The organism is Caballeronia sp. GAWG2-1 (assembly GCF_023631405.1).
Classification (GTDB): Bacteria; Pseudomonadota; Gammaproteobacteria; order Burkholderiales; family Burkholderiaceae; genus Caballeronia.
In genome coordinates this window covers 141,154-155,471 of sequence record NZ_JALQDD010000031.1, presented here as the reverse complement: position 1 = coordinate 155,471, position 14,318 = coordinate 141,154, and the positions used below count along the sequence as shown (strand labels likewise).

15 protein-coding genes are annotated in these 14,318 nt (G+C 62.1%); 3 read left to right on the top strand and 12 right to left on the bottom strand.

What is annotated here, in order from left to right:
* Position 1: 1 nt before the first annotated feature.
* From NCR98_RS21040 to NCR98_RS21010, 7 genes are all read right to left on the bottom strand, one after another.
* Complete coding sequence (locus NCR98_RS21040) at positions 2-769, bottom strand: transporter substrate-binding domain-containing protein (protein ID WP_250527169.1); 768 nt, start codon at positions 767-769, stop codon at positions 2-4.
* 75 nt (positions 770-844) lie between these two features.
* Positions 845-1,573 (bottom strand): amino acid ABC transporter ATP-binding protein, encoded by a 729-nt coding sequence (locus NCR98_RS21035; RefSeq protein WP_250493903.1) that lies wholly within the window; start codon positions 1,571-1,573, stop codon positions 845-847.
* The gene (locus NCR98_RS21030) at positions 1,570-2,244 is read right to left on the bottom strand and encodes an amino acid ABC transporter permease (RefSeq protein WP_244831161.1); all 675 of its coding nucleotides are present in this window, start codon (positions 2,242-2,244) and stop codon (positions 1,570-1,572) included. The genes NCR98_RS21035 and NCR98_RS21030 overlap by 4 nt, the downstream gene beginning before the upstream one ends.
* Positions 2,241-2,933: an amino acid ABC transporter permease gene (locus NCR98_RS21025; protein ID WP_244831160.1), complete on the bottom strand. Its 693-nt coding sequence runs from the start codon at positions 2,931-2,933 to the stop codon at positions 2,241-2,243. Before NCR98_RS21025 ends, NCR98_RS21030 begins: the two co-directional genes overlap by 4 nt.
* Before the next feature lie 27 nt (positions 2,934-2,960).
* Positions 2,961-3,665 (bottom strand): substrate-binding domain-containing protein, encoded by a 705-nt coding sequence (locus NCR98_RS21020; RefSeq protein WP_250527168.1) that lies wholly within the window; start codon positions 3,663-3,665, stop codon positions 2,961-2,963.
* A 16-nt stretch (positions 3,666-3,681) separates the two neighbouring features.
* The gene (locus tag NCR98_RS21015) at positions 3,682-4,344 is read right to left on the bottom strand and encodes an aspartate/glutamate racemase family protein (RefSeq protein ID WP_250527167.1); all 663 of its coding nucleotides are present in this window, start codon (positions 4,342-4,344) and stop codon (positions 3,682-3,684) included.
* An 11-nt stretch (positions 4,345-4,355) separates the two neighbouring features.
* Entirely contained in the window at positions 4,356-5,300 is a 945-nt protein-coding gene (locus tag NCR98_RS21010) for a glutamate cyclase domain-containing protein (protein ID WP_250527166.1), read from the bottom strand.
* A gap of 312 nt (positions 5,301-5,612) precedes the next feature.
* Here NCR98_RS21010 and NCR98_RS21005 point away from each other — a divergent pair, with 312 nt between their 5' ends.
* Positions 5,613-6,455, top strand: coding sequence for a GntR family transcriptional regulator (locus NCR98_RS21005; protein ID WP_244831156.1), 843 nt, complete (start codon positions 5,613-5,615; stop codon positions 6,453-6,455).
* A gap of 15 nt (positions 6,456-6,470) precedes the next feature.
* Here the strand turns inward: NCR98_RS21005 and NCR98_RS21000 are convergent, their stop codons facing one another.
* On the bottom strand, positions 6,471-7,805 hold the full coding sequence (locus tag NCR98_RS21000) for an aminotransferase-like domain-containing protein (protein ID WP_250527165.1): 1,335 nt from the start codon (positions 7,803-7,805) through the stop codon (positions 6,471-6,473).
* 94 nt (positions 7,806-7,899) lie between these two features.
* Here NCR98_RS21000 and NCR98_RS20995 point away from each other — a divergent pair, with 94 nt between their 5' ends.
* Positions 7,900-8,514, top strand: coding sequence for a DJ-1/PfpI family protein (locus NCR98_RS20995; protein ID WP_250527164.1), 615 nt, complete (start codon positions 7,900-7,902; stop codon positions 8,512-8,514).
* A 25-nt stretch (positions 8,515-8,539) separates the two neighbouring features.
* Here NCR98_RS20995 and NCR98_RS20990 read toward each other — a convergent pair whose 3' ends face one another.
* From NCR98_RS20990 to NCR98_RS20975, 4 genes are all read right to left on the bottom strand, one after another.
* Positions 8,540-9,769, bottom strand: a complete 1,230-nt coding sequence (locus tag NCR98_RS20990) for a Gfo/Idh/MocA family protein (RefSeq protein WP_250527163.1) — start codon at positions 9,767-9,769, stop codon at positions 8,540-8,542.
* Positions 9,770-9,817: 48 nt separating this feature from the next.
* Positions 9,818-10,477, bottom strand: a complete 660-nt coding sequence (locus NCR98_RS20985; protein ID WP_250527162.1) for a YoaK family protein — start codon at positions 10,475-10,477, stop codon at positions 9,818-9,820.
* A gap of 161 nt (positions 10,478-10,638) precedes the next feature.
* On the bottom strand, positions 10,639-11,928 hold the full coding sequence (locus NCR98_RS20980) for an MFS transporter (RefSeq protein WP_250527161.1): 1,290 nt from the start codon (positions 11,926-11,928) through the stop codon (positions 10,639-10,641).
* 221 nt (positions 11,929-12,149) lie between these two features.
* Positions 12,150-13,157 carry a zinc-dependent alcohol dehydrogenase family protein gene (locus NCR98_RS20975; protein WP_250527160.1) on the bottom strand — a complete coding sequence of 336 codons (1,008 nt, stop codon included), beginning with the start codon at positions 13,155-13,157 and terminating at the stop codon, positions 12,150-12,152.
* A gap of 98 nt (positions 13,158-13,255) precedes the next feature.
* Between NCR98_RS20975 and NCR98_RS20970 the strand changes: the two genes are divergently transcribed.
* On the top strand, positions 13,256-14,191 hold the full coding sequence (locus tag NCR98_RS20970; protein ID WP_250527159.1) for a LysR family transcriptional regulator: 936 nt from the start codon (positions 13,256-13,258) through the stop codon (positions 14,189-14,191).
* Positions 14,192-14,318: the final 127 nt, after the last annotated feature.

Genomic DNA, 14,318 nt, shown 5'->3' with positions numbered 1-14,318 from the left:
TTCAATAAACGCTGCGCGAAATGTCGATTCCAAAGTACTTCTTCCAGACCGCGTTGAGCTTGCCGTTCTGAAGATTGCTCGCGACCCACGTATCGAGCCAGCCTTGCATGGCGGCATCGTTTCGCTTGAGGCCGATGGCGAGCGGGTCTTCGGCCACCTGGAACTGATACTCGAAGTTGGATGCGGGGCTCGTCTCTTTGACGGCAAGCGCATCGGCAAGCGCAGCCACGAAGATGCTCTGCTGACCCGACGACACCGCCGTACGCTCGGTGGCCTCGTCCAGATAGCGGACGATGTTCACGTCCTTCACGCCCTTGTCCTTGATCGCCGCAACGAGATCCAGATCGGCCGTGGTGCCGCGCGCCGTAGCCACCGTCTTGCCGGCAAGACTCTCGACATCCTTCAGCGTGTTCTTGCCCGGCGCGACGACGAAGATCGGCTCGGTGGCATACGGGCGGCTGAAGCCGATCACCTTCTTGCGTTCATCGGTGACGGAGAACGACGCAACGACGATATCCGCCTTGCCCGTCAGCAAGAACGGAATGCGGTTGGGTCCGTTCACGGGGACGATATTCAGCTTCACGCCGAGGTCGTTCGCAATCAGGCGCGCGATATCGAGGTCGGTGCCGGTCTGCACGGCGTTCGCGTCGATCATGCCGTAAGGAGGATGTGTGAAGTCGATACCCACGTTGATGCTGCCGCGCGACTTGATGTCGGCGAGCGTGTCGGCGCTGGCCGCGCTACTAAGCGCGCATAAGGTCAAGGTCATTGCAAGGAATCGGGTCCAGCCGCGCTTCAGGTTCATTTCGCGTGCCTCTGGTTCAAAGATTGATGAGTAAAAGAGTTACAGCCCGTTGCCTACGAAAATTTGAAGCTCGGCGGTTCTGGGCGCTTCGAGCATCGCGCCGCTACCCGCTTCCCAAACCACGCCGTCGTTCATAAACACCACTTTCTGCGCGACCGAACGCGCAAACGCCATCTCGTGCGTGACGATCAGCATGGTCATGCCATCGCGCGCAAGCCGTTCCATCACGCGCAGCACTTCGCCGGTGAGTTCGGGATCGAGCGCGGATGTCACTTCGTCGAACAGCATCACGGCAGGTTGCATGGCGAGCGAACGCGCAATCGCCACGCGTTGCTGCTGACCGCCCGAGAGTTCATGCGGATACGCCGATGCACGCGCGCCGAGGCCCACCTGATCGAGCACGTGTGCCGCGAGTTCGTCAGCGGCGGCGCGCGCGAGACGGCGCACCTTGAGCGGCGCGAGCGTGATGTTCTGCTTGACGGTCAGATGCGGAAACAGGTTGTAGCTCTGGAACACGATGCCCACGTCGAGCCGCAATGCGCGCAGGTCCACTTCCGTATCGCCGAGCTTGTGCCCGCATACTTCCAGCGTTCCGCCAGTGATGCGTTCGAGGCCGTTCACGCAGCGTAGCGCCGTGCTCTTGCCGGACCCCGAGCGGCCGATGAGCGCGACGACTTCGCCCTTGCGCACATCGAGATCGATACCCTTCAGCACTTCGGTCGAACCGTAAGCCTTGCGCACGCCCTTGAAAGTGACGATGTTGTTCATTGCGTCGAATCCTTGCCGAGTCTCGCACCGAAGCGTCCCATGCGTTCCAGCCGGACACTCATGCGCGCCACGGGATAACAGAGAATGAAATACACGCCAGCCGCGAGCGTGAAGATGACGAACGGCTCGAACGTGGTGTTGTTGACCATGCGCGACGTGTAGGTCAGCTCGCTCATGCCGATGACGACCGCATACGACGTGTTCTTGATGAGCGCGACGACGAAGCCAACTGTCGGTGGCACCGAAATGCGCAGCGCTTGCGGGAGGATCACGTGCACCATGCGCTGCAGATACGAGAGCGCGAGCGACTCTCCCGCTTCCCATTGCGTGGCGGGCACGGCGAGAATCGCGCCTTTCCATATCTCGGCGAGATAGGCGCCGGCGTTGACCGCGAGCGCGACGGATGCGGCAATGACCGGCAACACGTCGAAGCCGAAGAGCCCAATGCCGAAGTACACGACGAACATCGCGACAGGCAGCGGAATGCCCTGCATCACGGTGACGTAGGCGCGGCCGAGCCTCAACGCAATGCCGCGTCCCGACACGAGCAAGAGCGCCACGGGCAAGCCGATGATCGCGCCACCCACCGCTCCCGCGACCGACAATTCGACGGTGGCGAGCGTGCCCTTGAGCATGTAGGCGAGCTGGGCGTCCGTGAGGTTGAAGATCATGAACGTCCTCCGCGCGCACCCGCAAGACCCAGACGCGGAAACATGAACGCGCCTGCCGCAAGCAACGCCCAGCGCAACGCGCTGGCGAGCGCCAGATAAGCGAGCGCGATCACCATGTACGCCTCGAAACCACGAAACGTGATCGACTGAATCAGATCGGCAATGCCCGTGAGTTCCTCCGCCGATATCTGCGACATGATGGAAGTGGCGAGCATCATCAGGATGAACTGGCTCACGAGTGCGGGATACATCTTCTCCACCGCCTGCGGAATCTCGACATGCCACAACACTTGCCGCCGCGACATCGCGAGACACGACGCCGCTTCGATCTGGCCTTGCGGCACCGCTTCCAGCCCCGCGCGCATGATCTCCGCCGTGTAGGCGCTGACGTTGACCACGAGCGCTGCAATGGCTGCCTCGAACGCGGGTACGTGCAGCTTGATCGCCGCGAGCCCAAAGAAAATCCAGAACACTTGCAGCACGAGCGGCGTGTTGCGGATCACCTCGACATACGCGCGAATGGCACGCGAAAGACCGGCGCCGCCATGCAGACGGCCCACGGCAAGCGCCACGCCCAAGGCGAACCCTGGCACGGTCGCGACGATGGTCATGCGTATCGTCAGCCAGATGCCGTAGAGCAGATCGCCCCAGTACTGCTGCAGGAAGCTGAAATCGAATTGATAGTTCATGGCCGGCGGAAGGCTGTGGCTGCTGAATTAATCGAGACACTCGAGGCCGAACTTCTCGTAGGCATCGCGTGCGGCGGGCGAATCGAGTGCGAGGAGCAAGGCTTCGGTTTCAGGCGTTTCGTCGGCACCCGCGAAGGCGGCGATGGAGAAGCACGTGTACGACTGCACTTCCTCGGGCAGCGGACCGGCGATCTTTACGCCCGACACCATCGCAAGTTCGCTGAGTTGTTGAATGGCCACATCCGCATCGCCGCGCGTCACGCATTCGCCCGTGAATCCCTTGGGGATGACGGTCGCGTTCGTGTCGATCTGATGCGCGATTCCGAGCCGCCCGAGCAAGGTCGCGAAGTAGACGCCGCTCGCGCCGCTGCGCGAATACGCAACGGACTTGGCCGCTAGCAGACAGCGCTTCAACTCGTCGACGGTGCGAAGCGGCGGCACAGACGCATCGCTCGCGACCGCCACGCCTATCCCGGTGCGCACGATTGCACGCGCCCCGCGCGGGCTCAGAACACGTTGCGCGATGAGATCGTCGATGGCGGAGGTCACCGCGACCATCACGCTCGCACGCTCGCCACGCACGATGCGTTCGAGCAGCACGTTGGTGGGATCGAACGTCGCGTTCACAGCCAAGCCGTGGTGCCTCTCGAAGGCGGGCAGCACGCTTTCCGTGAGCGCGCCTTTCACGGCCAGCGTGCTCATGAGCGTAAGCGGCCTTGTCTCGTGGATCATCGGTTAGCTCCTTCTCTCAAAGACCAAGGCGGCTTTTGAGCCGCCGCACCGCGCTTTGCGGAGCGGCGAACACGGGAACACGCACCGCTTCTGTCACGAGCGCCTGCGCACGCGAAGTGGAGAAATGCGCGAGCAGGATCGCGTCGTAGCCATGCAGCTTCGCGGCTTCCTGGGCCACGAGCGCGTTGTGTGCCGATGCATCGCCCGCACGCAGCTTCGTCATGGCTTCGGCGGCCACGAACGTATCGAGCGTCGCTTGCGGATTGATGCGCGCGGCTTCCTCGGCGAACTCGGCTTCCATCGTCGGCACAGCCGGGGCGAAGGTCGCGATCATCGCGAGACGGCTGCCGCAGGCAAGCGCGTCCTGAAACATCGCGTCGTTCGGCTTGCAGACCGGCACCGGCAACTCGCGATCCGCTTTCTCTATGGCCGGACCAAACGCCGAACAGGTCGCGAGAATCGCGTCCGCGCCCGCTTCGTAGCCATAGCGCACGAGATTCACGAAGCGCTGCATCAGCGCCGGCGTGAGTTGCTCGTCCGCTGCGCGCGCGGCCGTGAGACCGTCGTCGAGCAGATTGCTCAAGCGCGCTTCGGGCCAGTCCGCTGCGAACGCGCAATGGATAGGCTCCATCGCGACCGGCGTGGCATGCAGCAATACGATCGAAAGATCCTGTCTCATGGCCCGTGCCCCTAGCGCGCCACGCCCGGCGAAGACGAACGCGCGACCAGCGCCTGAATGCCGTCGATGATCGCAACGTGGTCTTCCAGCGGCAACCGGTCGATGGTCATCTGCAGCTTGCCGGGACGATCCACGCGGCTATCGTCGATGGCCTGACCGATCTCCACGGCCGCCGCCAGCACCTTTTTCTCGAACGCGCCGTTGAAATGCGCGAGAAGCGGCTGTGCCAGCTCCGGCTTCAACTCCGCGACCGCGCCGAGCAAGCCATACGCGCCCCAGTTGGCGACGCCAGACACGATCAGATAGTCGGCCGGCGTGCGCGCGGCGATGAGCGGCCCGTTCGGGATGTCTGTTTCGACGATCTCTTTCGGCAACACGCCCATGCCGATCTCATTGCCGCCGTCGCCGATCCCGATGGTCTTCCACGGCGCCTGCCATCCTTCGTCGGCGAAGAGGTAGTCGAGCGCGGCGGTGTCGTCGGAGATATCCCAGCCATGCTCGCGATGCGCGCGCCCGTCGGAGCCCAGCGAACAACGTTCGATGGCGATCAGATGCGTAATCGGATGCTCCGCCGTTTCGAGGCGCTTGCGCAGATCGCGCACGGCGGTGTCGTCGACATCGACCACTTCGAGCGCGACCTTGCCCGGCAACACGCGCGTCACGGCCCATGCGGCCTTGGCGCAAGGCGCATCGGTAATGACAGTCACGCGCATTCCCGCTTCGACAAAACCCGCTGCCAGTTGCGCCATGCCGTTGAGCCCGTCCGTTTCGGGCGAAGGCGGCTCGGCATGACGCACGAAAAATCCGCAGACGATGCCGATATGCGGCTCACGTTGTCCCGCAATGCTCGCGGCGGCGCGCGCCAGATTGCCCTTCGCGAAGGCGACCAGACGGCTGATGTCGCGCCGTACTTTCTGGCCGACGAGCGTTTCGATTCCTTCTATTGCGTCGCTCAACTCGTTCTCCCTTATTGGTGTGTCGTGCACGAACGGCCTGTTCGCAGGCGTGCCAGGGTCCTTCCGGGTCAGCGCCAGAACGTGTTTGGAACCTGGGTCGTCAGTGAAGAAGCCGGGTGCTTCGAATTGCTCGTCGATGAGCAACGACCCAACCTTAGCATGTGAATATACGTCGCGTATACTTTTCAAAAAAATAGTTGTTCATGCGCGCAAGAGCGTTATTGAGCAAGGCAAAGGCGTAATAGCCGACATCCTATATACTTCGCATATACGAAATTGAACGCCTGCGCCAGGGCGGGAAAACGAGAGACTATGCCGAAGCTGAAAACCGCCGCCGCGAAGACCGCCGGCAGAACCGTGTCGCGCAAGACGTCGGCGAAAGCCGCGCTCGTGTCATCCGACGATCCATCGCAATCGATACTCGATGCAGCCGAACCCGTCGCCGCCGAAAGCTCGATGAGCCAAACCGATTCGGCCGTGAACGCCATTCGCTCGCGCATCATCGATCTGACGATTTCGCCGGGCAGCCGTATAGACGAACCCATGCTGCTGAACGACTTCATGCTCGGACGCACGCCTGCGCGCGAGGCCATCAACAGGCTGGTCGCGGAAGGCTTCGTGAATATCGTGCCCAACCGCGGCGGGACCTTCGTGCGCCGGCTCGACTTCGAGGAGATCGGCGAGATTCTCGTCGCGCATCAGCTAGCCGAGAATATCCTCGCGCAGATGATGCGGTTCGAACCGGGACTGGCGGAAGACCTGACGACGATTCAGACGCAATACGTCACGCAAGTTCAGGCGCGCGCGTTTCTGAACATCACCGCGCTCAACGAGAAGTTCCACATGCGAATGAATCAGGCCGTGGGCAATGGCTTTTTCTATGAGTTTGCGCAATCGACGCACCGCCATGTCCGGCGGCTTTTAGTGCATCTCTACAAGATGGAAGCCGAATCGACGCCCGAAGAGCAGGACCTGCAGTTCGACAGGAACTTGCGTGAGCACGACAAGATCATCGATATCGTGAAGCGCAAAGACCGCGCGGCGCTCGTGAAGTATCTGCCCGCGCATGCGCGAGCGACACAGGACAGGTTCGTGCATCTGCTCAAGAGTCGCAATGCCCCGCCGTTCGATCTCAACGTCAAGCAGTTTCCCTGACGCGCCGGTGCATCTTCAATATGCGTACTCGCCGATCACCCGCCTCACTGTCTCGAGCGAATCGCGCAGCACATCGCGCTCGACGGAACCCAGCGCCAGCCGAATGGCATGCGGCACATGCGGCGAAACCGAATAAGGTTCAGCGGTCGCCACCGAAATGCCCTCGCGCATGAGTGACGCTGCAACCTGATCGGCGCGAACCTCTTCCGCGAGCGGCAGCCACACGAAATACGACGCAGGATGACGGACGCATCGCATGCCCGCGAGGATGTCGGCGGCCATTGCCTGACGATGCTTCGCGTCGCGACGCTTCTCCGCTTCGAGCCGGCGCACGGTGCCATCGGTGAGCCATCCGCAAGCAATTGCCGTCATCACGCCCGGCGTGTTCCAAGTGGTCGCTCTTACAGCGCGTTCGATCGCTTTCATGGCGTCGGCGAATGCCACCACGAAACCCACGCGCAAGCCCGTCGCGACGCTCTTCGAAAGCCCGGAGACATAGACGGTCGACTCGGGTGCGAGCGCGGCCAGCGGTGTGGGAGGATCGTCGACGAGGAAGGCGTATGCGGCGTCCTCGATGATCAAAAGCCCGTGCTTTCTTGCAATCGCCACGAGTTGCTTGCGACGATGCGCGCTCATCACCCAGCCAAGCGGATTGTGCAGCGTGGGCATGGCGTAGACCGCCCGCACGCGGCGCGTTTTGCATAAGTGGTCCAGCGCATCCAGATCAGGCCCGGAGCCGGCCGTTGGAATCGGCGCGAGTTCGAGCCCGTGCGCCTCGGCCAGTACCTTGAAGCCGGGATACGTCAATGCATCGGCCGCGACGACATCGCCGGGACGAAGCAAGCCCACGACGGTCGCCGCGAGCCCCGCTTGCGCGCCGTTGACGATGGACACTTCGTTCGCGCTCACCGCAAGCCCGCGCGCCTTCAAATGTCGCGCCACGATTGCCCGTTCATGCGGACGGCCACCGTGAGGCTGGTAACGAAGCAGACTTTCGAGATCGCCCGAAGCGGCGAGCTGGCGCAAGGCGTTGCGCAGCAACTCGGCCTGACCCGGCAGCGACGGATAATTGAAGTTGAGATCGATCATGTCCGATCCCAACACGTGCTGATCGACACCCAGGCCCGGCGGCAGCGAGATTTCCCGCACGAAAGTGCCGCGCCCGGTCTCGCCGCGCACGAGGCCCATGGCTTCGAGTTCCGCATAGACGCGCGACGCCGTGACGAGAGCGAGGCCCTTCGTGGCCGCAAGCTGGCGATGCGTGGGCAGGCGCGTGCCCGCGCGCAAACGGCCCGCGCGGATATCGGCGGCCAAGGAATCGACGAGCGTCTTGTAGCGGGGCTGGGCCATGCGAAGATGTATCCATGACAATTATTTGATTGTAATGGACTCCTGGTTTAGCATCGGCTCATTCGATCATTCAAACGCTCAACGGTGCGCCATCATGCATATCGCCATTCTCACGTTCGAAGGCTTCAACGAACTCGATTCGTTCATCGCGCTGGGCATTCTCAATCGCATCAAAAAGCCACACTGGCGCGTGTCGATTGCGACACCCGAAACGCGCGTGAAGTCGATGAACGGCGTGGTAATCGAAGGCCACATTTCCCTGCGCGAGGCGAGTGACGCGGATGCGGTCATCGTCGGAAGCGGATTGCTGACGCGCGAAGTCGTCGCCAATGCAGCACTCATGGCGCAGATGCGGTTCGATCCGGCGCGGCAGTTACTCGGCGCGCAGTGTTCGGGCACGCTCGTGCTGGCAAAGCTCGGATTGCTTGGGGGCGTTCCCGCTTGTACCGATCTGACGACGAAGCCATGGGTCGAGGCAGCCGGCGTCGATGTGTTGAATCAGCCGTTTTTCGCCAACGGCAATGTGGCAACCGCTGGCGGCTGTCTTGCTTCGCAGTATCTGGCAGCTTGGGTTATTGCGCGATTCGAAGGCGTGGAAGCGGCCGAAAGCGCGCTGCATTATGTGGCGCCTGTGGCCGAGAAAGAGGACTACGTTGCGCGCGCCATGCGCAATATCACGCCGTACCTGGCGCTCTCGCTTACGCGTTGATGTGCGGCGAGAGCGCTTTGAATCTTCAAGCGCTCTCGGCCACCGCAATCGGCCGCCCTTCTCGCGCCGACCGATAAATCGCCTCCATCAACACCTGATCGCGCAGACCTTCTTCACCCGGTGTGTCGGGCTGGCGATCATCGCGCACGCACTGCGCGAAGTGGTCGATTTCGAGCATGAACTGATCCTTGAATTCGAGCCGCTGCTCTTCGACCACTTCGAAATCGTCCTTGCGTCGCGCAATGCGCATGCGCTGTCCCTTGTACGCAAACGCGTTCTCGATATCGATCCAGCCTCTCTCAAGACGGATACGCATATCCTTCGATTCATGCGCGCCGTAACTGCTTGCGCATTGCGCAATCGCGCCCGACGGAAAGCTTAACGTGAACGCGATGGTTTCCTCCACTTCCCGATAGCGTTCGTCATCGGCGGGATTCACGATCTGCGCATAGACCTCGACGGGTTCCTCGCCGAGCACATGACGCACGCCATTCAAACAGTACAAGCCGATATCCGGCAAGGCGCCGCCGCCCGCCAGGGCCGACCTCAAACGCCATTGACCGCCGGGACCTTGCACCTGCGCATTGGTCGCCTCGATGATGCGCGCCCTTCCCAGCTCGCCCGATTGCACGAGTTTCGTCGCTGCACTGTTGAAGACTTCGAATTGGCAACGGTAGGCCACCATGAGCTTGACGCCCGCCTTCGCGCAGGCGTCGATCATCTGGCGCGCCTCGTCGGCGGTGTTGGCCATCGGCTTTTCGCATAGCACATGCTTGCCGGCCTTCGCTGCTGCAATGACGTGCGGCAGATGCAAGCCGTTAGGCGTGACGACGTATACCGCTTGAATGTCGGGATTGTCGGCGAGACGCGATATGTCATCGTAGCCAAGTACGGCCGCTTCGTTCACGCCGTATTGCGCGGCCACCGCCCGCGCCTTGTCTGGACTGCCCGACACCAGCCCCGCAACCCGCGCGTGCTTACTGTTCACGAACGCCGGCAAAATCTGTTCGAGCGCCAAACGTCCCAGACCGACGATTGCAAAGCCAACACGTTTGTCCGGCGATGTCGGTGCTGGCGGCGGAGGCGATGGCTTGTCCGCATCGCCCTTCCAGTTCGGGAACTCGACCTTGCCGTCCTTGACGCTGCCCACGTCGATCTCCGCGGGCGCTTGCCATTCGCCGGATGCGGGCAGCTTCGGGCCATCGGCGGTGCCGGGGCCGGTGACGGAATAGGGAGTCGTATCGTTGCCAGACATGAGTAGTTTCTCCATCGTTGAACGATTGCTGGACGAATCGAACAGCAATCAATGCGCGAGCCGTTCCGCGTGCATGGTGCTGCCATACACGGTCGCAGTGAGTGCGCAGACGAGTCCAACAAGCGCAATGGCCGCCAGCGCACCAGGGCCGAACAGAATATTCAGCACCGTGCCCGCAGCCGCGCCGACGATCCACGATATCCAGCGCAGCATGCCGAGCGCAGCCGCGCCGAACTTGCGGCTAGCGAGTTGCCTGCCGACGCTAATGAACGTACCCGTAATGAACGTGACGCCCGGCTGATCGGCGAGCGCCTGATTGATCGCGCCCATGCCTGCCGCGACGAGACACGTCGTGAGCGGCGAGAACTGCTCGCCCGTGAGCGGCACGGCGCAAGCGAGGAGGATTGCGGTGAGCGTGAGGGACAGGGCGGCGCGCCATCGGGGAAAGCGCGTTCCAAGCCACGCGGCAAGCGTCGTGAACGCAAGAAAGCACGCGATGACGCAGATGAGCGGAATCGTCTTTTCGAACGCGCCTTGAACAAGCGACTGACTCAGCTTGGTGGAATTGCCGGTCATATAGACCGCGAGCCATTCCTTGCTGTGAAGCATGACGAGCGCATCCGTGCCGCCAGCGATAGCAACGAGCACGAAGACCGGAAGAGGCGAACGAGCGAGCCGTTCGAGTATCGAAGAATTGGGTGAAGGCAAGGCGATGCTCCGTGACTGGCGGCATGGCGAAAGCGGTGCTCCGCGATGCAGGTGCGCGTGACGAACATCGTTCGCCAGGACCCTTTGCCTCGAGCATCGGGCGCAAGATCGATGCCCGACGCTTACCAGTCAGCTTGGCTTCTACCTTCGTTGTTACTTCTTCAGACTGGCGCGCCACGCAGCCGCATGACTTGCGTTTCACGCACGGCGATCCACAAAATCAGCATGCCGAGTGCCGACAACGCGCTTGCGAGAATGAAAGCCGACGAGTAACCCGCGCCGTACTGAATCAGAAAGCCGGTAATGCTCGGCGAGAGAATGCCCGCGAGATTCGCGAGCAAATGTACGAAGCCGCCCGTTGCGCCAATGCGATCGCGCGGCACGATGTCCTGCAACAGCGACCAGCACGCTTGCGGCGTCATGAAAGCGAAGAGACTCGCCACCGCGATCAACGCGACGGCAGGCGCAAGCGAACTCACGCGCGACACCAGCAACACGCAGATTGCCGCCACGCCAAGTCCCAGAATGATGACCGTCTTGCGCGCGAAGAGCACGTTGCCGGTCTTCTTGTAGAGCGCGTCGGAGATGATGCCGCCGAGCACGAAGCCCGCCGTCGCGCCGAGCCACGGCAGGATGCCGATCACGCTCATGTGCTTGATGTCGAGATGCTGATAGTCCGTGAAGTAGCTCGGCAACCATGACAAGAAGAAGTACAGCACGTAGTTGAACGCGAAGAACGCGGCAGCCACGCCGAGCACCGGCAACGACAGCAAATAGTGCATCACGCCCGCTTGCGAGCCTGCTTCAGCGGAACCTTCCGCGTGATGCGGCACGAGCCTGTCGCTCGCGATATGCGCGGCTTCCTCGCGCGTCACGGCAGGATGATCTTCCGGATGATCGCGAAAGCACCGCAACCAGAACGCAATCCACACGAAGCCGAGCATCGCGATCACGACGAAGGAGATGCGCCAGCCGAACTGCAAAGCGACCAGCCCGACGATCGGTGCGGCAATGGCGGCGCCCAACGGCTGACCGGCGTTCGTGAGACCCACGGCGCGGCCCGCTTCACTGCGCGGGAACCAGTTCGAGATCGACTTGTTGGTCGTCGTGCCCATTGGGCCTTCGGCGACACCGAACGCGACGCGCGCCACCATCAGCGTGGCGAAGTTGCCCGCGAATGCCGTGGCGCCGCAGAACAGTGACCAGAACGCGGCAGCAATGGCGAACACCTTGCGCGGACCAAACTTGTCGGCCGCCCATCCGCCGATAAAGCAGAACACGCAGTATCCAATGAAGAAACTGCTGAACAGCACGCCGAGTTGCGCGTCGTTGATATGCAGTTCGCTCTTGACGAGCGGTGCGACCACGGAGAGCGCCGCGCGGTCCAGATAGTTGAGCATGCCGGCAAAGAACAGCAGCGCGGCGACTATCCAGCGGTAGCGGAATCGCATGTCTTCTCCTTTGGGTGCTATCGAAGCGCGTAGGAATGCGCGCACGCGAGACCTGACGACGAATCTGTAAAGATACGTCATCATACAAGTCCAGTTGCTTGCCTCGCGTCCGTGAAAACCCTACGAACCGCCGGTTTCATGCGGTCCTTCGCACACAGAATGCTTTCCTTACATAGCGCCAAAAGGTGCATTACGATTGACTAGTTGTACGACAACCGGCATCAAGTGACGTCTATCACCACTTTTCCAAAGTGGCCACCCGATTCGAGATAGGCATAGGCATCCTGCGCGGCATCGAAGGGAAAGACGCGATCGATCACCGGTTCGATTCGGGACTGTGCGATGGCCTTGACCGCATCGGCGAGATTGGCCGTCGAGCCAGTCTGATTACCGACAATGCGCAAGGTCTTCACCATGACCTTGAGCAAGGGCATCTTCGTTTCCTCGCCGCCTATCAGCCCGACGACGAAGATCGTTCCACCGATTGCCGCCGCGTTCACCGAGCGCTCGAAAGTCGCCACGCCGACGGTTTCCACGACGAGATCCGCGCCACGCCCTTCCGTGGCTTCGAGCAACGCGACGTCCCACGCGGGCGTGGTCCGGTAGTTGATGGTGACGTCCGCGCCCAGCTTGCGCGCGCGGGCGAGCTTCTCGTCCGATGAAGACGCGATGATCACGCGCGCGCCCGCCGCCTTGGCAAGCGGCAGCGCAAACAGACTCACACCGCCCGTACCCAGCAACGCCACGGTGGACCCCGGCCGCACATTGCCCGCGACGATGGCGTTCCATGCGGTCGTCGCGGCGACCGGCAAACTTGCGGCCTGCACGAACGGCATGGCAGCGGGAATGGCGACGAGCGCGGTAGCGGGCACGACCGCATATTCCGCGAGCGAGCCCGGCATGGTGACGCCGCGAAGACGCTCGCCGTTCGCTACCGTGAGCGGTCCTGCGGCCCAATCCACGATCATTCCGGCGATCACGCAATCGCCCGCCTTCCAGCCTTTCACGCGCGATCCGACCTCGACGATCTCGCCCGCGCCATCCGCACCCGGCACGAAGCTCGCGTCCACGTTGCCGAAGCGCGCGTTCGCCACCATGAGATCGAGATAGTTGAGTCCCGCCGCGCGAATGCGGATGAGCACTTCGTCGCTTTCCGGTACGGGCTCGAGTGCGTAATCGGTCAACGTCAATTCGTAGGGCTTGCCTGCCTTCAGTCGATACGCTTTCACGGTGCGCTCCTTTTTCGTTAAGCACAGAGGTCATGCTAACGAAGACGCGCCTCTATAATCGACCCATACGGCATAACATTCGTGCATGGGGTGCATCAATGAACGGCATCGAAACGGATCAGGTTCAGGCGTTTCTCGCGGTGCTCGCGACCGGGAGTTTCACGGCGGCAGGCCGCCAGTTGGGGCGCGACGGCTCGGTCATTTCCCGACGTATCGCGGAACTGGAAACGCGTCTTGGCATTCGTTTGCTCGAACGATCCACACGTCGCGTATCGGCGACGGAAGCAGGCACGCGTTATCGCGATCGCGTGCGCGAAGCGTGGGACATCATGCGCGATGCGGAAGACGAAGCGCGCTTGCAAGCTGCGACGCCGCGCGGACTCTTGCGCATCAGCTTGCCCGCAGGGTTCGGGCGCATGTGGATTGCGCCGCGCATGCCGGAGTTCCTTGCGCGCTATCCTTCGCTCGATGTCGAATGCACGTACACGGACCGTTATGTCGATCTGATCGAAGAACGTTTCGATGTAGGCGTGCGTATCGGCAAACTGGAAGACAGCCGGCTTGTCGCGCGGCCGCTTGCGACCATGCGGCGCTTACTGTGCGCATCGCCGGATTATCTCGCCGCGCACGGACGTCCCACGAAGCCCGAAGACCTGATGCGCCATGAATGCATCGGCTTTTCGCGGCTCTCCACGCATCCGGTATGGCATCTGAAACGCGACGACATGCACCGCGCCATTCGCATCAACGCGAGAATGACGACCGATGAGATCGATGCCGTGCTGCATGCGGCACGCGCGGGCGTCGGCATCATATACGGGACGGACTGGCTCGTCGGCCGCGAATTGCAGAGCGGAGAGCTGGTGCAAGTGCTGCCCGGCTGGAAGGTGGACGCGGGCGAACAACTCAGCGTGGTGCGCGCGTCTTCCAAGCATGCGGCCGCGAAAACGCGTGCGTTCATCGACTGGGTGGTGCAATCGTTCGAGACGCCGCCGTGGGGGACTACGCGCAGACGTCGAGCGAAGTCCGTCTAGTGGCGGATCATCCACGGCGGGCCGCCGCCGTTGCTCTTCATTCCATTGCGCATGCGGGCGTCTGCTTGATCTTTGCGCGGCAGCGATGTTAATCACGGATGCCAGTGTTCGCAAGAGTTTTGTGGAA